Raw genomic sequence first — 19,646 nt, forward strand, 5'->3', positions numbered from 1 at the left:
TCGCGACAGGGGCGCAGAGCGCCCCGGCAATCTTGGGTGAAACGGCAATGACCAAGCAACGCAACAACCCCTTCGCCTCACCTCCACCGACTATTGGCGAAGGCTGCCTGGCCCGCTACGACCCTGAAGCCCTGGATGACACGGATGGCACCGACTTCCCCGGCGCCGCCGAACTCTGGCAACAGCTCAACCCGCCTGACGCCGCCAGCGCTCCAGCAACGGACGTCCCAGCAGGCACACAAACACCGGCCCCCCAGCCAGCAGATAAAAGTAGTACGTAACCGCCCGCCATATCAGGATTGCCGCAGCTGCGGTCGAGCTGCCCACCAAGGGTGTCAACAGGCTGGCCGACGTCAGCTCGGCGGCCCCGGCGCCGCCAGGCAGCAGACTGAACTGGCCGGCGCTGAGCGACAGCATCTGCACCAGGAAGCTGGGAATCCAGTGCAGGTCTACCCCCAAGCCCCGCAGCACCAGGTACAAGACGCTGTAGCGCAGCCCCCAATGGATGCAGGTCAGGGTGAACACCAGGCTCAGCCTGCGCTTGGGCAGGCGCCAGGTCTGCGCCAGTGCTGCGACGAAGTGCAGCAGTTTGCGCGCCCAGCGACGTTTGCGCGGCTGGCCCATCCCCATGCGCTGCAACAGCCTGCCGTTCATGCGCATTATCGGGCGCCGGTAGCGCAACAGCCCGATCACCCCGGCCAGCGCTGTGCACAGCAGTAACGCACTGCCAAGCAACATGCTTTCCTGGCTGCGGCCCAGGCTGTGGAACAGCGCGTAGCCGGCAATCGCCAGCATTGCGCAAAAGAAGAACACCAGGTCGTTCAACTGGTCCATGGCAAAAACGGCGCCGCTGCGTGCCGGGCGGATGCGGTCTCGCGCCAGCAGGGCCATCAGGGTCAGCGGCCCACCACTGCCGCCAGGGGTGGTGCAGATGGCAAACTCGGTGGCCATGACCACGCCCAGGCTGCGAGCATGGCTCAACTGTTTTGCCTGCTCACCCAGCAACAGGCGCAGGCGCAGCGCATTGATGACCCAGCACAACATAATCATGCCTAGCAGCATGAGCAGCAGGTGCGGGTCGAACCGGCTCAGCCTCGGCAGCAGCTCGCTACCGCCCAGCAACGCTGGCACCAGCGCTGCACCCAGCAATGCCAACGCCAGCCAGACCCAGCGCTTCATGCTGCCCCCTGGCGCTCCAGCCAGGCAGATTTGGTCAGCGGTTCGCGGCCATCCTTCAACAGTCTCTCCAGCGTGCGCAACCAATAGTCACGGGATGAGCGATGGCGCATGTCTACAGGGTGCAGCCCCAAGCGCAACGTGCTCGCGCCTCGCCAGCGCTGGCATTGCCAGTCGCACAGCGTGCGGGACAGTTTGCGACGCCATGCGCTGCGCGCGCTCCAGACCAGGCCTGGCGCATCAATGGCCGTAAAGTCCGGCAAGCGGTACAGATGCTGCGGTGTACTGGTGTATTTCAGTGGCAGGCGGCACAGCGCTTGCCGCGTGCCCTGGCTCATGAGCCAGGCCGGTGCGACAAACCCTGCCACAGGCCACCCTTGGTCCTCGAACAGTGCCAGGCCCTCCTGTAGCCGGGTAAGCGCTTCGTTCTCATCAAGGCTGTAGAACTCGCCTTCATGGGTATAAATGCGCCGCATGAAGTAGTCGATGGGGCTGCGCGGTACGGGGCCTTCGTCAGCATGGGCATAGCCGTGAAGCGCCAGTTCGTCGCCTTTGGCGAGGCGTTGGTCCAGCAGACGGCAGAACGAAGGCGCCTGGTGCAGCGGATTACGTCGATGGAAATCCGGGACCACCAGCCATGTCATTGGCACGTTGCCCAGCGCGTCGACGGCCTCTACGAACGGTTCATAGTCCGGCCAGGTTTCCGGGGCAACATCATGCAACACCAGCATGAGGCTGCGTTGGCTGGCGGAAGGCTCAAGCATGGGCGCGCACCTGCGGCTGGTGGCCGAGCACGGCCTGGTAGTGCTGGAGCAGGCCAGCTACCACGTTATCCCATGAATAATGTTGCTCTACATGGTGACGGGCCTGCACGCCGAGCTCGCGGATACCTGCCTCGAATGCCTCGCGCACGGCGCACGCCATGGCCCGACCATCGTTGGGCGTGCACAGGCGGCCACACTGTTCGTTGATGATTTCAGGGAACGCACCGGCGCGCACGGCCACCACGGGTGTGGCGCTGGCCATGGCTTCGAGGATGACCAGGCCGAATGTTTCCTGGTCGCCAGCATGCACCAGCAAATCGGCGCTGGCGATCAGCCGGGCCACCTCGGCAGCCGGGCAGAAGTGATCGATGACACTGACGTTGTGCGGCACGCTGGCCGGCATGTTCGAGCCCACCAGTAACAGGTGGTAGGGGTCGCCGAGTTGCTGCATGCAGTCAAGCAGCACCGGCAGGTTCTTTTCCCGCGAGCCGCGGCCAGCAAAGATCAACAGGCGGCTGGTGTCGGCAATGCCCAGTTCGGCACGTACATGTGGGTCGCGCCGGGAGGGGTGGAAAGTGGCAAGGTCAACGCCCAGCGGCTGCACATGGACATCGCGCACGCCCAAGCGGCGTAGTTTGTCGGCCATCACCTGGCTGGGGGCCAGTACCCGATCAAAATTGCCGTATAGCTTGCTGACGTAGGCCTCGACATTGGGTGCGAACCAGTTGCCCATGCGGTTGCTGACCAGTAACGGCAGGTCGGAATGGTAGAAACCGATCACTGGCACGTCGAGCTGGCGCCGCGCTTCGAGCGCCGCCCAGGCGGTCAGGTAGGGGTCGCCAACTTCGATCAGGTCGGGTTTGAGCGTGCGCAGTGTATTGCACCAGGGGGCCAGGCGTACCGGAAAGCGGTAGCCCTTGCCAAACGGCAAGGGCGGCGCAGGTACCTGATAGATGCCATCGCCGTGTTGGGCGCTGGCACCGGGAATCAACAGGCTGTGGCGTACGCCGTGAATGGCGTCGAGACGGTGATGTTTGGCATCAAGATAGGTACGTACGCCACCGCTGGCCGGGGCGTAGAACATGGTGATGTCGGCGATGTGCACGATCAGCATCCCTCCGGGATCGTCTTCGGGTCTGTCATCCGGCGTTGAAATGCCGGCGATGAAATGCCTAAAGGTGGACCTATCTGAAGGATAGTTTGTTCGATCGGTTTGAGAGGAGGGGAGTGCGCAATGCCTGGCGCAGCGCAGAGGCTGTGCCAGGCGAAGGTGTAGCCTCTATCAGATACGGAAGCTGCCCACCAGGTGCTTCAGGCGGCCAGCCTGCTGCTCGAGGTCGGAGCAGGCGCGCAGGGTTGCTTGCAGGTTCTCCACGCCTTCCTGGTTGAGCATGTTGATCTCGTTGATGTCCATGTTGATCGCCTCGACCACGGCGGTCTGCTCTTCGGTGGCAGTGGCCACCGACTGGTTCATGCCGTCGATCTCGCCAATGCGCACGGTAACGCTGTCCAGTCGCTCACCCGCCTGGTTGGCGATCTGCATGCTGTCCTGGCTGTGGCGCTGGCTCTGGTCCATGGTGTCGACCGACTCGCGGGCACCGACCTGCAGCTCTTCGATCATGGTCTGCACTTGCTGCGCCGACTCCTGGGTGCGGTGCGCCAGATTGCGCACCTCGTCGGCGACCACGGCAAAGCCACGCCCGGCCTCACCGGCGCGGGCCGCTTCGATGGCGGCGTTCAGCGCCAGCAGGTTGGTCTGCTGGGAAATGCTGGTGATCACTTCCAGGATCTGGCCAATATTCACGGTCTTGCTGTTCAGTGTTTCGATGTGCGCGCTGGAGGTGACGATCAGGTCGGACAGGCGGTTCATCGCGGCAATGTTGCGCTCGACCACTTGCTGGCCTTCTTCGGCCAACAGGCGCGCGGAGCTTGCGTGCTGCGAAGCCTGGGCGGCGTTGCCGGCGATTTCCTGAGCCGCAGCGCCCAATTCATTGATGGCGGCGGCGACACTGTTGGTGCGGTTGGACTGCTCGTCGGAGTTGGTCATCGACGAGTTCGAAGCGCTGATCACCCGCAGGGCCACTTCGTTGACCTGCTCGGTGGCCGAGGACACTTCGCGAATGCTGCTGTGAATGCGCTCGACGAAGCGGTTGAAGGCGTTGCCGAGAACACCGAATTCGTCGTGGTTGTGGATGTGCAGGCGCTTGGTCAGGTCGCCTTCACCTTCGGCAATGTCTTCCATGGCACGGGTCATGGTGTGCAGCGGCTGCATCAACACGCGGATCAGCAAGCCGAGCAGGCCGATGATGATCACCACTGCCACCACCGTGGCGATCACCGCAGAGGTGCGGAAGGTGCTGAGCATCGAGAAGGCCTTGTCCTTGTCCACCGACAGGCCGATGTACCAGTTTGCCGACGGCAGGCCGGTAATCGGGCTGAAGGTCAGCAGGCGGGTCTGGCCATCGCTTTGCACTTCGGTCAGCTCACCGGTCAGTTTCGGCGTGCGCTGCGGGAACAGGTCCGACAGCGACTTCATGACCAGATCCTTATCCGGGTGCACCAGGATCTTGCCCTGGTCGTTGACCAGGAAGGCGTATCCCATGCCGCCGAAGTTCAGCGAGTTGATGATCTGCACCAGACCGTCCAGGGCCAGGTCGCCGCCGACCACGCCAACGCTGCTGGAGACCTTGCTGAGGATGCCGATGACCATCTTGTTGGTGGTCATGTCGATGTAGGGTTCGGTCAGCGTCGCGCCGCTGGCGTTCATGCCGTCCTTGTACCAAGGGCGGGTGCGCGGGTCGTAGCCGTCGGGCATCTTCGCGTCCGGGCGCACGCTGAAACCGCCGTCGACTTTGCCCAGGTAGACCGTGAGGAAGCTGGATATCAGCGCATTCTGACCCATCAGGGTTTCGGCGTTGGCCGGGTCCTGGGCAATGTTCTGCGCCAGGTTCTCCACCAGTTTTATCCGGCCCTCGAACAGGTTGCGAATGTTGGTCGACGTGGAGGTGCCCATTTCAGCCAGATAGTTTTCCAGGTCCTCGCGGATCGCATTACGCTGGAGGTAATCGTTGTAGAGGGTGAAAAGGCTGAAGGCGAGTATCACGATCAGTGATGCCGCCAAAAGAATCTTGTGGCTGAAACGAAGGCTTTTGTTCATGGCGTAATCGGTTCCGCTAAGGTTTTATATCAGGCGTTCGCACGAGTGGAGCCGTAGGTTGTGCAACATCCTGAAAAGTCCCTTTTCGGCTGTTCCTCTCTATTAAGGCGAATAACACCCACAGGTATCGGCCGAATTAAGCTAAAGCTTGAGCAGAGGATTAAAGAGATGTCGGAATTTTCGACCATCGTTGTAGGCGCGGGCCCGGATGGCCAGCCAGTCGGGCAAGCAATGCGCCTGGCCAACCGCCACGGTCTGGTGGCTGGCGCAACCGGTACTGGCAAGACCGTCACCCTGCAGCGCCTGGCGGAGGTGTTCAGCGACGCAGGGGTGGCGGTGTTCGCCGCGGACGTCAAAGGCGACCTTTGTGGCCTGGGTACTGCCGGTGCGCCACAGGGCAAGGTGGCTGAGCGCATCGCCGGCATGCCGTGGCTGGGGCATACGCCCAGGGCTTACCCGGTGACCTTGTGGGATATCGCCGGGCAGTCTGGCCACCCGCTGCGCACCACCCTCAGTGAAATGGGGCCGTTGTTGCTGGGCAACTTGCTGGAACTGACCGACAGCCAGCAGGCGGCGCTGTATGCAGCATTCAAGGTGGCCGATCGCGAAGGCCTGCTGCTGCTGGACCTCAAAGACCTCAAGGCCCTGCTGGCGCATCTGAAGGACAACCCGCAGTTGCTCGGCGAAGACAGCGCGCTGATGACCACGGCCTCCACCCAGGCTTTGTTGCGCCGGCTCGCTACCTTGGAGCAGCAGGGCGCCGAGGCACTGTTTGGCGAGCCGGCATTGCAACTGGAGGATCTGCTACGCCCTGATCCGGATGGCCGTGGACGTATCCACCTGCTCGATGCCAGCCGATTGGTGCACGAAGCACCCAAGGTGTACGCGACGTTCCTGTTGTGGCTGCTGGCCGAATTGTTCGAGCAGTTGCCCGAGCGCGGTGATGCCGACAAACCGGTGCTGGCGCTGTTCTTCGATGAAGCACACTTGCTGTTCAACGGCACGCCCAAGGCGTTGCAGGACCGTCTTGAGCAAGTGGTCCGGCTGATCCGCTCCAAGGGGGTGGGGGTCTATTTCGTTACCCAGTCGCCGGGTGACTTGCCCGACGCGGTGCTGGCCCAGTTGGGCTTGCGCATTCAGCACGGCTTGCGGGCGTTCACGGCCAAGGAGCAGAAGTCGCTGCGGGCGGTAGCCGATGGTTTCCGTCCCAACCCAACGTTCGACACCCTGGCGGTGCTGACCGAACTGGGTATTGGCGAAGCGCTGGTGGGTACGTTGCAAGAGAAGGGCACGCCGGCCATGGTGCAGAGGGTGCTGGTTGCACCGCCGCAGTCGCGTATCGGGCCCCTGAGTGCGGCTGAGCGCAGTGCGCTGATTGCCGCTTCGCCATTGGCGGGGCGCTATGACAAACCGGTGGACCGTGAGTCTGCCTATGAAATGCTGAGCCAGCGTAAGGGCGAGCCGGTGGAACCGGCGCCACAACCGAAGGCGGATGAAGAGAGTTTTGCCGACAAAGCGGGTGAGTTCTTGCAGAGTGCAGCGGGGCAGGCGATCAAGTCGGCAGTGCGCCAGGCAGCTAACCAGTTGGGACGGCAGTTGGTGCGCGGGTTGATGGGGTCGTTGTTAGGGGGCAAGAAAAGGTAGTCTTCCTGCGCCGCTTCCATACCCTTGGTAGCACAAGGCTGCTCCGGCAAAGAACAAGGCGGCGCAGGCATAACGGCTATGAAAAAGGCGCCCGAGGGCGCCTTCATTCATTGCGGTGTCACTCAGCCAATGGCTTTGGACGCCAGCCAGAACAGGCCGGCCGCCAGGCCCATCGAGGTAGGCAGGGTCAGGACCCATGCCAGCAGGATGGTCTTCACGGTGCCGCCTTGCAGGCCACTTTTGTTGGCGACCATGGTGCCGGCCACGCCGGACGACAGCACGTGGGTGGTCGACACTGGCAGGGCGAAGACGTTGGCCATGCCGATGGCGCAGGCTGCGGTGATCTGTGCCGACATGCCTTGGGCATAGGTCATGCCTTGTTTGCCGATCTTCTCGCCCACCGTCAACACCACACGCTTCCAGCCAACCATGGTGCCCAGGCCAAGGGCCAGGGCGACGGCCACGATCACCCAGAACGGGGCGTATTCGGTAGTGGCGGTGAGATCTTTGCGCAGTTTTTCAAGGTCGGACTTTTCACGGGCGTCCAGGCCTGGCAGCTTGCCAACCTTCTTCGCCGTGTCGTCCAGGCACAACAAGTAGCGGCGCACTTCAACGCGCTTCTCGGCATCGAGGCTGTGGTAGTCCGTCACGCCTTTCAGCGAGGTCTGCAGCGCAGCAATGGTCGGCTCGGTCTGCTGCGGGTTGCAACTGAACTGCTCCGGCAGATCGCTGGCCTTGGCCTTGCCCAGTGCCAGGAACTCGCCCAGGGTGGCGGCGTTACGCTGGTAGAACTGGCTCATGTGCAGGGTGGCGTCGCGAGTACGTTCGATCTGGTAGGTGGTGCTGTTCAGGTCGAGTACGAATTTGGCCGGGACAATACCGATCAGCACCAGCATGATCAGGCCGATGCCTTTCTGGCCGTCGTTGGAGCCGTGCACGAAGCTAACGCCCATGGCGGAAACCACCAGGACCAGACGGTTCCAGAAGGGTGGGTGCTTCTTGTCGTCGAGCTTGCGGCGCTGTTCCGGGGTTTTGTGCATCTTCGACAGCGGGCGCCACCATTTCAGGCCGATCAGCACCAGGGCTGCAACGGCAAAGCCGGCCATTGGCGAGACCACCAGCGACATGGCGATATCGATCGCTTTCTGCCAGTTGACGCCGTCGCCTAGCGGAATGTCGTTGATCAGGGCGTTGGCCAGGCCGACACCGAGGATGGAGCCGATCAGCGTGTGCGAACTGGAGGCAGGGATGCCAAAGTACCAAGTGCCCAGGTTCCAGGTGATGGCCGCGGCCAGCAACGAGAAGACCATGGCCAGGCCGTGTCCGGTGTTCACATTGATCAGCAGCTCTACCGGCAACAGGTGCACGATGGCATAGGCCACCCCTACACCGCCAAGCAGAACGCCAAGGAAGTTGAACACGCCGGAGAAGAACACGGCGAGGTGCGGCGGCATGGCTTTGGTGTAGATGACGGTAGCTACCGCGTTGGCGGTGTCATGAAAGCCATTGATGAACTCGAAGGCGAGTACGAAGGTCAAGGCGAGCAGCAGGCTCACCAACACCCAGGCATCCAGTCCGCTGAATAAATCGATCATGAAGGTTGTCTGGCGGGTCTTAGGGGGGCGGGATTATGCCAGAAAACCTTGGCAATCGATGCACCTGTAACAGGCTGATGACAGTCTTCATGGTGCAAGCGCGCCATGCAGAGGGGGGCGGTACGGAAGGTAAATAGCGGCTAAAAATCACAAAATATGGCGAAAAAAGGCCGAAATATTGAGAAAAATCCATTTTGCAAAAATTCAAACGACTGTATGAAATTTGTGTGATTCCATTTCATCATCGGCCAGACAGTAAAGATCGAGCTCGCCCGGGTAGGCCGGGCGACGATGCGCAGAGGGTCCCGAGGCTCAGGGATTGTCGCTGCGCAGTTCTTTTTCGATGCGTTCCAGTTCCTGGCTGAAGGCCTGGTCGCGAACGCTGGCACGCTTGCGCCAGGGTTTGCGTTCCGGATCCGGTTGTGCGGCGTATGTGGTGACTTCGCCACCATAAACATCCTTGTAACGTTCAGCCTGGCGCTCGAGTTCCGCGCGCAGTTCATCTTTCGTCACGTGCAGTACCTGAAGTAAGTGTAATGACTGTTGTTATGCATTGTGCAACATGCATTTTGCCTTGCTGGCCGCAACGGCTTGATAAAGCGGAAGGTTCTATGACCACGGTAAGCGGAGGGCCTGCGCAATCGATTATAGCAACCGATAATTCGCCGAACATCGTTAATTTACGCAACCCTGAGAACATCTGGCGTAAGTAGCAGGATGTGCCCGCGAACAGTTGGGACCTTTCGTACAAGTTAGAAAGGAGGGACGGATAGAAGTTCGTTGCAATGTCAGGGCGGGCCGTAATGAAAAACGGCCTCGCCGAAAGGCGAGGCCGTTGCCTGGGGACTTCTACGGTGGGTACCTGACCAGTCTCTCCAAAGAAGCCACAAGTGGCATGGGAAAGGTATAAGCAAAAGTGTCGGCGGTCAATTGCGATTATCGGCCGTTTGTTCGATAATCGCACGAACCGGTGTTTTTTTTGAGGTGTGCGATGAGTGACGAAACCCTGGGCAACGATTCCGGCAATGCTGAGGTGGCGCGACCTGCTTCGGCTGCCATGGCGCCGCCGATCGTGGCTTCCCCGGCCAAGCGCATCCAGGCCTTTACCGGTGACCCGGACTTCATGACCTCGCTGGCACGTGGCCTGGCCGTGATCCAGGCATTCCAGGAGCGCAAGCGCCACCTGACCATCGCCCAGATCAGCCACCGTACCGAAATCCCTCGCGCGGCGGTGCGACGTTGCCTGCACACGTTGATCAAGCTGGGGTACGCCACCACCGACGGGCGTACCTATTCGCTGCTGCCCAAAGTGCTGACCCTGGGGCATGCGTACCTGTCGTCGACGCCGCTGGCAATTTCTGCCCAGCCGTACCTGGACCGCATCAGCGACCAGCTGCATGAGGCGGCTAACATGGCCACCCTCGAAGGCGACGACATCCTTTATATAGCCCGTTCGGCCACGGTCGAGCGTCTGATCTCGGTTGATCTGTCGGTGGGCGGGCGCCTGCCGGCCTATTGCACGTCGATGGGGCGCATTCTGCTGGCGGCCATGGACGACACCAGCCTGCGTGAGTACCTGGAACGTGCCGACCTCAAGGCGCGCACCAGCCGCACCCTGAATGACCCCGAATCATTGTTCGCCTGCATCCAGCAGGTGCGCGCCCAGGGCTGGTGCGTGGTAGATCAGGAACTGGAACAGGGGCTGCGATCGATTGCCGTGCCGGTGTATGACGCTTCGGGGCAGGTATTGGCTGCGCTGAACGTCAGTACCCATGTCGGGCGGGTGACCCGCAGTGAACTGGAGCAGCGGTTCTTGCCGATTTTGCTGGCAGCCAGCCGGGACCTTTGCCACCAGTTGTTTGGTTAAGACCGCAGGGAGCACGTTGCGGCCCCGGATCAGAACAGGCAAAACCGTTTCTTGTGCGATAAACGCACAGTGTCGTGCCGGGTGAATTGCGTCACCTCGGCCGGCTGATTAATGTCTCTCGCAACGGTCGGCTAGCCGACCGAACAAGAAAAACACTAGAGGCACTCACTCATGAATACTGTCACTTCGCTGCTGCGGCCGCACCCGCATGCAGTATCGTTATATCCAGGCTGACCCAGGCCATATACCCCAATCATCGCCCTTGTACCGGATACCCGCGTGCAATCGCCTGACTGTGCCCCACATTCTGGATAACAATAATGAACCAAGCGCAAACCAACGTCGGCAAAAGCCTCGACGTTCAGTCATTCATCAATCAGCAGCCGCTGTCCCGTTATCAATGGCGGGTCGTATTGCTGTGCTTCCTGATCGTCTTCCTCGACGGCCTGGACACCGCTGCCATGGGGTTCATCGCCCCGGCACTATCGCAAGAGTGGGGGATCGACCGCGCGAGCCTTGGGCCGGTCATGAGTGCCGCGTTGATCGGCATGGTGTTCGGCGCCCTGGGTTCCGGGCCGCTGGCTGACCGTTTCGGCCGCAAAGGCGTGCTGGTGGGGGCGGTGTTGGTGTTCGGTGGCTTCAGCCTGGCCTCGGCCTATGCCACCAACGTCGACCAGTTGCTGGTACTGCGCTTCCTGACCGGCCTGGGCCTGGGTGCAGGCATGCCCAACGCTACCACGCTGTTGTCTGAATACACGCCGGAGCGCCTCAAGTCGCTGCTGGTGACCAGCATGTTCTGTGGCTTCAACCTGGGCATGGCGGGTGGTGGCTTCATTTCTGCCAAGATGATCCCGGCCTACGGCTGGCACAGCCTGCTGGTCATCGGTGGCGTGCTGCCGTTGCTGCTGGCGCTGGTGCTGATGGTCTGGCTGCCGGAGTCGGCGCGGTTCCTGGTGGTGCGCAACCGCGGCACCGACAAGGTGCGCAAGACCTTGTCGCCAATCGCCCCGCAAGTGGTCGCCGAGGCAGGCAGTTTCAGCGTGCCGGAGCAAAAGGCGGTGGCTGCACGCAATGTGTTCGCGGTGATCTTCTCTGGCACCTATGGCTTGGGCACCGTGTTGTTGTGGCTGACCTATTTCATGGGGCTGGTGATCGTCTACCTCCTGACCAGCTGGCTGCCAACCCTGATGCGTGACAGCGGCGCGAGCATGGAACAGGCCGCGTTTATCGGCGCGCTGTTCCAGTTTGGCGGAGTGCTAAGTGCTGTCGGCGTGGGTTGGGCCATGGACCGTTTCAATCCGCACAAGGTGATCGGCATTTTCTATCTGCTGGCCGGGGTGTTCGCCTACGCAGTGGGGCAGAGCCTGGGCAACATCACCGTGCTAGCCACCCTGGTACTTGTCGCCGGTATGTGCGTAAACGGTGCGCAGTCGGCAATGCCATCGCTGGCGGCGCGCTTCTATCCCACCCAGGGCCGAGCCACAGGCGTATCGTGGATGCTGGGTATTGGCCGCTTTGGTGCGATTCTCGGGGCCTGGAGTGGTGCAACGCTGCTGGGCCTGGGCTGGAGCTTCGAGCAGGTGCTGACGGCGTTGCTGGTGCCGGCGGCGCTGGCGACTGTGGGTGTGGTGGTCAAGGGGCTGGTCAGCCACGCCGACGCAACCTGAGGGCGAGGGCCGCGTTACGGCCCATTCACAGCACAACGCCGCGCCGACAGGTGCGGCATTGTGCTGCGATCAGGGCGCACAACTGCCCTGCGGTGGCGTGGGCAGTTGCGCAACAAATGGTTCGTTAATCGCACAAATAGTCGATTATCGGATTGTAAGGTGCCCACCAGTCTCCTTAATCTGGGTTCATCGAAGCACCCTGACCAGGAGCCTCCAAATGCCACGCGCAGACCATTTCCACACTCACCCCAATCGAGCCGTCCGCCATGCGTGACCTCGACGCCCGTACCGCCGCTGACCATGGCCAGCTGGCAGGAGAAGCCTGATGCACGACGTATTCATCTGTGATGCCATCCGTACCCCGATCGGCCGCTTCGGCGGCGCCCTGGCCAGCGTGCGGGCCGACGACCTGGCAGCCGTGCCGCTGAAGGCGCTGATCGAGCGCAACCCTGGCGTGCAGTGGGACCAGGTAGACGAAGTGTTCTTCGGCTGCGCCAACCAGGCCGGTGAAGACAACCGCAACGTGGCCCGCATGGCACTGCTGCTGGCCGGCCTGCCGGAAAGCATCCCGGGCGTCACCCTGAACCGCCTGTGCGCGTCGGGCATGGATGCCGTCGGCACCGCGTTTCGCGCCATCGCCAGCGGCGAGATGGAACTGGTGATTGCCGGTGGCGTCGAGTCGATGTCGCGCGCCCCGTTCGTCATGGGCAAGGCTGAAAGCGCCTATTCGCGCAACATGAAGCTGGAAGACACCACCATTGGCTGGCGTTTCATCAACCCGCTGATGAAGAGCCAGTACGGTGTGGATTCCATGCCGGAAACCGCTGACAACGTGGCTGACGACTATCAGGTTTCGCGTGCTGACCAGGACGCTTTCGCCTTGCGCAGCCAGCAGAAGGCTGCCGCTGCGCAGGCTGCCGGCTTCTTTGCCGAAGAAATTGTGCCGGTGCGTATCGCTCACAAGAAGGGCGAAATCATCGTCGAACGTGACGAACACCTGCGCCCGGAAACCACGCTGGAGGCGCTGACCAAGCTCAAACCGGTCAACGGCCCGGACAAGACGGTCACCGCCGGCAACGCCTCGGGCGTGAACGACGGTGCTGCGGCGATGATCCTGGCCTCGGCCGCAGCGGTGAAGAAACACGGCCTGACCCCGCGTGCCCGCGTTCTGGGCATGGCCAGCGGCGGCGTTGCTCCACGTGTCATGGGCATTGGCCCGGTGCCGGCGGTGCGCAAGCTGACCGAGCGTCTTGGGGTACCGGTAAGCGATTTCGATGTGATTGAGCTTAACGAAGCGTTTGCCAGTCAAGGCCTGGCAGTGCTGCGTGAGCTGGGTGTCGCTGACGATGCACCACAGGTAAACCCTAATGGCGGCGCCATTGCCCTGGGCCACCCGCTGGGCATGAGCGGTGCGCGCCTGGTGCTGACTGCGCTGCACCAACTGGAGAAAAGTGGTGGGCGTAAAGGCCTGGCGACCATGTGTGTGGGCGTTGGCCAAGGTCTGGCACTGGCCATCGAGCGGGTTTGACCTGTACCGGCCGCTTCGCGGGCAAGCCCGCTCTTACAGGGATCCACGCAATCACCTGTGGGGCGGGCTTGCCCGCGAAGAGGTCTGTCCTGTGAGACACAAGGCCAATTGCCCGCCAGATAGCGGAACGAGTGTGTTACTAGGTATGTCTAGACTTGCCTAGGACCCTCCAGGAGTGAAACCCTCATGACCTCAACCTATTACACCGGCGAAGAACGCAGCAAGCGCATCTTCGCTATTGTCGGTGCCTCGTCAGGCAACCTGGTGGAATGGTTCGACTTCTACGTCTACGCCTTCTGCGCGATCTACTTTGCCCCGGCCTTCTTTCCCTCCGACGACCCCACCGTGCAGCTGTTGAACACGGCAGGTGTATTCGCCGCAGGCTTCCTGATGCGCCCCATTGGTGGCTGGATCTTCGGCCGCCTCGCCGACCGCCATGGTCGCAAGAACTCCCTGATGATCTCGGTGCTGATGATGTGCTTCGGCTCCCTGATGATCGCCTGCCTGCCCACCTATGCCAGCATCGGCACCTGGGCCCCGGCGCTGCTATTGCTGGCTCGCCTGATCCAGGGGCTGTCGGTAGGGGGCGAGTACGGCACCACGGCTACCTACATGAGTGAAGTGGCACTGCGGGGGCAGCGCGGCTTCTTTGCTTCGTTCCAGTACGTCACGCTGATCGGTGGCCAGTTGCTGGCGGTACTGGTCGTGGTGATCCTGCAACAGCTGCTGACTGAAGATGAACTGCGGGCCTGGGGCTGGCGCATTCCCTTCGTGGTGGGGGCCATCGCCGCCCTGATCTCGCTGATGTTGCGCCGTTCGCTGCACGAAACCAGTAGCGCCGAAGCCCGCAATGACAAGGATGCAGGTTCTATCGCAGGCCTGTTCCGCAATCACGCAGCGGCGTTCATCACGGTACTGGGCTACACCGCGGGTGGCTCGCTGATTTTCTATACTTTCACCACCTACATGCAGAAATACCTGGTCAACACCGCGGGTATGACAGCCAAGAACGCCAGCTACGTGATGACCGGGGCGTTGTTCCTGTTCATGGTGTTGCAGCCGTTCTTCGGCATGCTGTCCGACCGTATCGGTCGGCGCAATTCGATGCTGCTGTTCGGCGGCCTCGGTACCCTGTGCACCGTGCCGCTGCTGATGGCACTGAAAACCGTGACCAGCCCGTTCATGGCCTTCGTGCTGATCAGCCTGGCCCTGTGTATCGTCAGTTTCTACACCTCGATCAGCGGTCTGGTGAAGGCTGAGATGTTCCCGCCGCAGGTGCGTGCACTGGGTGTTGGCCTGGCCTATGCGGTGGCCAACGCAGCATTCGGCGGTTCGGCCGAGTATGTGGCCCTGGGCCTGAAAACCCTGGGGATGGAAAACACTTTCTATTGGTACGTCACGGCGATGATGGCGATTGCCTTCCTGTTCAGCCTGCGCCTGCCGAAGCAGGCGGCGTACCTGCACCATGATGACTAAGGACGCTGCATGAGCAACCAACTGTTCGACGCCTATTTCACCGCGCCGGCCATGCGCGAGATTTTCTCCGACCGTGGCCGCCTGCAGGGCATGCTGGATTTCGAAGCAGCGCTTGCCCGTGCCGAAGCCTCTGCCGGTTTGGTACCGCACAGCGCGGTAGCAGCCATCGAGGCGGCATGCCAGGCCGAGCGCTATGACGTTGGCGCGCTGGCCAATGCCATCGCCACCGCCGGCAACTCGGCCATTCCGCTGGTGAAAGCGTTGGGCAAGGTGATCGCCACTGGCGTACCTGAGGCTGAGCGCTATGTGCACCTTGGCGCCACCAGCCAGGATGCGATGGACACTGGTCTGGTTCTGCAGCTGCGCGATGCCCTCGATTTGATCGAGGCCGACCTCGGCAAGCTGGCCGATACCCTATCGCAGCAGGCCTTGAAGCACGCCGATACACCATTGGTGGGTCGTACCTGGTTGCAACACGCCACCCCGGTGACCCTGGGCATGAAACTGGCCGGTGTACTGGGGGCTTTGACCCGCCACCGTCAGCGCCTGCAGGAACTGCGCCCGCGCCTGCTGGTCCTGCAGTTCGGCGGTGCTTCGGGTAGCCTGGCGGCCTTGGGCAGCAAGGCGATGCCGGTGGCCGAAGCGCTGGCCGAACAGCTCAAGCTGACCCTGCCCGAGCAGCCCTGGCACACCCAGCGCGACCGCCTGGTGGAGTTTGCCTCGGTACTGGGCCTGGTTGCCGGCAGCCTGGGCAAGTTCGGCCGTGATATCAGCTTGCTGATGCAAACCGAGGCGGGGGAGGTGTTTGAGCCTTCTGCGCCGGGTAAGGGTGGTTCTTCGACCATGCCACACAAGCGCAACCCGGTGGGTGCCGCCGTGTTGATCGGTGCCGCGACCCGCGTGCCGGGCTTGCTGTCGACGCTGTTCGCAGCCATGCCTCAGGAGCACGAACGCAGCCTGGGCTTATGGCATGCCGAGTGGGAAACCCTGCCGGATATCTGCTGCCTGGTCTCTGGCGCCCTGCGCCAGGCTCAAGTGATTGCCGAGGGCATGGAGGTGGATGCCGCGCGCATGCGCCGTAACCTCGACCTGACACAAGGCCTGGTGCTGGCCGAAGCGGTGAGCATCGTCCTCGCCCAGCGTCTGGGTCGCGACCGTGCCCACCACCTGCTGGAACAATGCTGCCAGCGCGCGGTGGCCGAACAGCGGCACCTGCGTGCCGTGCTGGGTGACGAGCCGCAGGTCAGCGCCGAGCTGTCTGGCGAAGAACTCGATCGCCTGCTCGACCCTGCCCATTACCTGGGCCAGGCCCGCGTCTGGGTGGCGCGCGCCGTGTCCGAACATCAACGTTTTACTGCCTGAAGGAGACCGCTGTGGCGCACTTGCAACTGGCCGATGGCGTTTTGAATTACCAGATCGATGGCCCGGATGACGCCCCGGTGCTGGTCCTGTCCAACTCGCTGGGTACCGACCTGGGCATGTGGGACACCCAGATTCCGCTCTGGAGCCAGCACTTCCGGGTGCTGCGCTATGACACCCGTGGTCACGGCGCATCGCTGGTCACTGAAGGCCCTTACAGCATCGAACAGCTGGGCCGCGACGTGCTGACCCTGCTCGATGGCCTGGACATTCAGAAGGCTCACTTCGTCGGCCTGTCGATGGGAGGCCTGATCGGCCAGTGGCTGGGTATCCATGCAGGTGAGCGCCTGCACAGCCTGACCCTGTGCAACACGGCCGCCAAGATCGCCAACGACGAGGTGTGGAACACCCGTATCGACACGGTACTCAAAGGCGGCCAGCAGGCCATGGTCGACCTGCGCGATGCCTCCATCGCCCGCTGGTTCACCCCGGGCTTTGCCCAGGCACAGGCGGAGCAGGCCCAGCGTATCTGCCAGATGCTGGCGCAAACCAGCCCGCAAGGGTACGCAGGCAACTGTGCAGCGGTACGTGACGCTGATTATCGTGAGCAACTGGGCCGCATCCAGGTGCCCGCGCTGATCGTTGCCGGTACGCAAGACGTGGTTACCACCCCTGAGCATGGCCGCTTCATGCAGGCCGGTATCCAAGGTGCCGAGTACGTCGACTTCCCGGCGGCGCACCTGTCCAACGTCGAGATTGGCGAGGCTTTCAGCCGCCGCGTGCTCGATTTCCTGCTGGCTCACTGAGGACAACACCATGGACGAGAAACAACGTTACGACGCTGGCATGCAAGTGCGCCGCGCAGTGCTGGGTGATGCCCACGTGGACCGCAGCCTGGAGAAGCTCAACGACTTCAATGGCGAGTTCCAGGAAATGATCACCCGCCATGCCTGGGGTGACATCTGGACCCGCCCAGGGCTGCCGCGCCATACCCGCAGCCTGATCACCATCGCCATGCTGATCGGCATGAACCGCAACGACGAGCTGAAGCTGCACCTGCGTGCGGCGGCCAACAATGGCGTGACCCGCGACGAGATCAAGGAAGTGCTGATGCAGAGCGCGATCTACTGCGGCATTCCGGCGGCCAATGCCACGTTCCACCTGGCTGAGTCGGTGTGGGATGAACTTGGCGTAGAGTCGCGCCAGTAAATCGTGTTCGCGGGCAAGCCCCCTGCAACAGGGCGCTTGCCCGCGAATGGCCTTTACACCGATGCCTTTTTTTGCCGCATGGCAATCGGGCCGGCATTGGTTTCCACGGCGCGCTTCAGGGTCGGGCACAGGCCTAGCATGAACGCAGCTTCCGCCACCACGAACAGTGGCCCGATGATCAGGCCGCTCAGGTCGTCGACAAATGCCGGTTTGCGGCCTTCGTAGTAATGGCCGATGAACTGGATGATCCAGCCCACCACGAACGCCCCCAGCCCGGCACCGAGCCATAGCGTTGTCGACTGCACTGCCAGCGCTTCACCGACCCACAGGCACATGCCCAGCAACAGCCCCATCACCAGCCCGAAGCGCAGGTCCAGGCGCAAGTAGAACCACACAGACACCGCCGCTGCCACCAAGGCAGGGGACAGCCACAGGCCAGCTATCTCCCAGCCTGGGCGTGAAAGCAGGATGGTGACTGCCAGCACGATCATGGGGATGCCGACGAAGTGGGTGGCGATGTTGCGCGGATCGCGGTGGTAGTTGGCGTATTGGCTCAGGTGGTCGACGAGGGTTTTCATTGTTGTGCCTCCCTGTTCAGCTTTGTTTCACCTGTAGCGGATAGTGATCAGGATAGCCTGCAGTCACCACCATCATCAGCTCAGCGAATGGCAACAGCGTGCACTGGCAAATTCATGGCAGGGTTTTCATCAAGCTGTTGCAAATCATGCCTTCAAAAAAGGGCAGGGATTTTTATAGCTTCAGGTCATTTGAGGAGGCGTCTGGCCTCCTCGCGCGTTTATCCGCGAAGAGGCCATTTGATTCACAGAAGATTCAGCGGATAACTCACAATCAAGCGGTTCTCATCGAACGCGTTGGTGCTGAAGTCGCGACGCATGGTCGAGTTGCGCCATTTCACCGACAGGTCCTTGAAGCTGCCCGACTGCACCACATAGGCCAGCTCTGTTTCCCGCGCCCATTCCTTGCCATCGTCTATGCTGCCCACGGTGACGTTGTCACCCTTGATATAGCGGTTCATCAGGGTCAGGCCGGGTACGCCGACGGTGGCGAAGTTGAAGTCATGGCGAACCTGCCAGGAACGCTCCTTGGCATTGTCGAAGCTTGAATTGTAGCTGTCGTTGGCCAGGGTACCGCCACTGGTGCCATTGACCCGCATCCAGGCATCGTCGCCGCTGACCTTCTGCAGGCCAACGTAAAAGGTGTGGCCTTGGTAGCGCGCGGAAAGCAAGGCGGAGGCGGTGCGGTTGTCCAGCTTGCCGGCCCGTTCGGCGCCATCTTCCTTGCCGATGAAGTAGCCCAGGTTGGCTCCCAGCGTCCAGTCGCCCAGCGGCTGGCTGTGCGTCAGGTTGAGGTATTGCTGGCGGTAGATGTCCTTGAGCTGGGCATCCCACAGGCCGATCATGGTGCGCTTGTCGTTGAAGGTGTACTCACCGCCGCCGAAGTTGAAACGGTCGGAGGTGAAGGCGGCTTTGCCGTTGAGCGACATGTCTTCCATGCTGGCATCGTTGCGCGGGCTGTTGCCGCGGAACTGGCCGGCGTACAGGGTCAGGCCGGCGATTTCCCTGGAGGTCAGCTGGCCACCGCGGAAGGTTTGCGGCAGTGAGCGGCCATCGTCCGAACGCAGGATTGGCAGTACCGGCATCCATTCACCGACTTTGAGCTCGGTTTCGGACAGCTTGGCCTTCAGCGCCACACCCAGCCGGCCAAAGTCATCGGCCGGGCGGCCGTCGTCATGCACGGGCAGCAGGTGAGTGTTGGTGGTGCCTTTGCCGCCGTCGAGCTTGACCGAGTACAGGCCCAGTACGTCCACGCCGAAACCGACCGTGCCCTGGGTGAAACCGGAACGGGCATCGAGGATGAAGCTTTGTGTCCATTCCTCGGCCTTGCCCTGTGGGTGGGCCGGATCGACGAAGTTACGGTTGATGTAGAAGTTGCGCAGGTTGAGGGTGGCCTTGGCGTCCTCGATGAAACCACCTTCGTTGGCGGCGAATGCGGGGAGGGCGCAGGACATGGCCAACAGGCCAGGCAGCAGCTGACGTGCGGGTAGCGAAATGCTCATCTGTCGTGGATCTCTTGTTTTTATGGTCGAGCCGGTGCACTGCGGGATCGGGCCTGCAGGTGCGGGTGTTTTTGATGAACTTGGGTAACGTTGCGTGGGGGGATGGTGCGGGGTAGTGCGGGGGTGA

General features: G+C 62.0%; 17 protein-coding genes. 9 read left to right on the top strand and 8 right to left on the bottom strand.

Annotation, left to right across the window (positions count from 1 at the left end):
- Positions 1 to 47 precede the first annotated feature (47 nt).
- Positions 48 to 281 carry a hypothetical protein gene (locus tag FQ668_RS28955; protein WP_076402233.1) on the top strand — a complete coding sequence of 78 codons (234 nt, stop codon included), beginning with the start codon at positions 48 to 50 and terminating at the stop codon, positions 279 to 281.
- Here FQ668_RS28955 and FQ668_RS06290 read toward each other — a convergent pair.
- From FQ668_RS06290 to FQ668_RS06305, 4 genes are all read right to left on the bottom strand, one after another.
- A complete protein-coding gene (locus tag FQ668_RS06290; RefSeq protein WP_019437960.1) occupies positions 187 to 1,179 on the bottom strand; it encodes a lysylphosphatidylglycerol synthase transmembrane domain-containing protein in 993 nt (330 codons plus the stop codon). The genes FQ668_RS28955 and FQ668_RS06290 overlap by 95 nt on opposite strands.
- Positions 1,176 to 1,940 carry a DUF2334 domain-containing protein gene (locus FQ668_RS06295; RefSeq protein ID WP_014592260.1) on the bottom strand — a complete coding sequence of 255 codons (765 nt, stop codon included), beginning with the start codon at positions 1,938 to 1,940 and terminating at the stop codon, positions 1,176 to 1,178. The genes FQ668_RS06290 and FQ668_RS06295 overlap by 4 nt, the downstream gene beginning before the upstream one ends.
- Positions 1,933 to 3,054 (bottom strand): glycosyltransferase family 1 protein, encoded by a 1,122-nt coding sequence (locus tag FQ668_RS06300; RefSeq protein ID WP_019437961.1) that lies wholly within the window; start codon positions 3,052 to 3,054, stop codon positions 1,933 to 1,935. The genes FQ668_RS06295 and FQ668_RS06300 overlap by 8 nt, the downstream gene beginning before the upstream one ends.
- A gap of 168 nt (positions 3,055 to 3,222) precedes the next feature.
- Complete coding sequence (locus FQ668_RS06305; protein WP_014592258.1) at positions 3,223 to 5,097, bottom strand: methyl-accepting chemotaxis protein; 1,875 nt, start codon at positions 5,095 to 5,097, stop codon at positions 3,223 to 3,225.
- Positions 5,098 to 5,265: 168 nt separating this feature from the next.
- Here FQ668_RS06305 and FQ668_RS06310 point away from each other — a divergent pair, with 168 nt between their 5' ends.
- Positions 5,266 to 6,741 carry a helicase HerA-like domain-containing protein gene (locus FQ668_RS06310; protein WP_014592257.1) on the top strand — a complete coding sequence of 492 codons (1,476 nt, stop codon included), beginning with the start codon at positions 5,266 to 5,268 and terminating at the stop codon, positions 6,739 to 6,741.
- A 122-nt stretch (positions 6,742 to 6,863) separates the two neighbouring features.
- Here the strand turns inward: FQ668_RS06310 and FQ668_RS06315 are convergent, their stop codons facing one another.
- The gene (locus FQ668_RS06315; protein ID WP_014592256.1) at positions 6,864 to 8,336 is read right to left on the bottom strand and encodes an inorganic phosphate transporter; all 1,473 of its coding nucleotides are present in this window, start codon (positions 8,334 to 8,336) and stop codon (positions 6,864 to 6,866) included.
- A 312-nt stretch (positions 8,337 to 8,648) separates the two neighbouring features.
- On the bottom strand, positions 8,649 to 8,849 hold the full coding sequence (locus FQ668_RS06320) for a hypothetical protein (RefSeq protein WP_003251937.1): 201 nt from the start codon (positions 8,847 to 8,849) through the stop codon (positions 8,649 to 8,651).
- 544 nt (positions 8,850 to 9,393) lie between these two features.
- Between FQ668_RS06320 and pcaR the strand changes: the two genes are divergently transcribed.
- The 7 genes from pcaR (at position 9,394) to pcaC (ending at position 17,442) form a co-directional block, all read left to right on the top strand.
- Positions 9,394 to 10,203 carry a pca regulon transcriptional regulator PcaR gene (gene pcaR / locus FQ668_RS06330; protein ID WP_033723735.1) on the top strand — a complete coding sequence of 270 codons (810 nt, stop codon included), beginning with the start codon at positions 9,394 to 9,396 and terminating at the stop codon, positions 10,201 to 10,203.
- A 320-nt stretch (positions 10,204 to 10,523) separates the two neighbouring features.
- Complete coding sequence (locus FQ668_RS06335) at positions 10,524 to 11,870, top strand: MFS transporter (RefSeq protein ID WP_019437962.1); 1,347 nt, start codon at positions 10,524 to 10,526, stop codon at positions 11,868 to 11,870.
- A 322-nt stretch (positions 11,871 to 12,192) separates the two neighbouring features.
- A complete protein-coding gene (gene pcaF, locus FQ668_RS06340; RefSeq protein WP_172833550.1) occupies positions 12,193 to 13,398 on the top strand; it encodes a 3-oxoadipyl-CoA thiolase in 1,206 nt (401 codons plus the stop codon).
- Between the two features lie 186 nt (positions 13,399 to 13,584).
- The gene (locus tag FQ668_RS06345; protein ID WP_003251946.1) at positions 13,585 to 14,874 is read left to right on the top strand and encodes an MFS family transporter; all 1,290 of its coding nucleotides are present in this window, start codon (positions 13,585 to 13,587) and stop codon (positions 14,872 to 14,874) included.
- Between the two features lie 9 nt (positions 14,875 to 14,883).
- Complete coding sequence (locus FQ668_RS06350; protein ID WP_010952487.1) at positions 14,884 to 16,236, top strand: 3-carboxy-cis,cis-muconate cycloisomerase; 1,353 nt, start codon at positions 14,884 to 14,886, stop codon at positions 16,234 to 16,236.
- Between the two features lie 11 nt (positions 16,237 to 16,247).
- Complete coding sequence (pcaD, locus tag FQ668_RS06355; protein ID WP_019437964.1) at positions 16,248 to 17,039, top strand: 3-oxoadipate enol-lactonase; 792 nt, start codon at positions 16,248 to 16,250, stop codon at positions 17,037 to 17,039.
- Positions 17,040 to 17,049: 10 nt separating this feature from the next.
- Positions 17,050 to 17,442 carry a 4-carboxymuconolactone decarboxylase gene (gene pcaC, locus FQ668_RS06360; protein WP_010952489.1) on the top strand — a complete coding sequence of 131 codons (393 nt, stop codon included), beginning with the start codon at positions 17,050 to 17,052 and terminating at the stop codon, positions 17,440 to 17,442.
- Positions 17,443 to 17,495: 53 nt separating this feature from the next.
- Here the strand turns inward: pcaC and FQ668_RS06365 are convergent, their stop codons facing one another.
- Both FQ668_RS06365 and FQ668_RS06370 read right to left on the bottom strand, forming a co-directional pair.
- Positions 17,496 to 18,020, bottom strand: coding sequence for a DUF962 domain-containing protein (locus FQ668_RS06365; RefSeq protein ID WP_014592252.1), 525 nt, complete (start codon positions 18,018 to 18,020; stop codon positions 17,496 to 17,498).
- 242 nt (positions 18,021 to 18,262) lie between these two features.
- A complete protein-coding gene (locus tag FQ668_RS06370) occupies positions 18,263 to 19,519 on the bottom strand; it encodes an OprD family porin (protein ID WP_019437965.1) in 1,257 nt (418 codons plus the stop codon).
- Between the last annotated feature and the right edge of the window lie 127 nt (positions 19,520 to 19,646).

Origin of the sequence: Pseudomonas sp. Kh14, assembly GCF_900291005.1 — a bacterium.
In the GTDB taxonomy this organism is placed as follows: Bacteria; Pseudomonadota; Gammaproteobacteria; order Pseudomonadales; family Pseudomonadaceae; genus Aquipseudomonas; species Aquipseudomonas alloputida.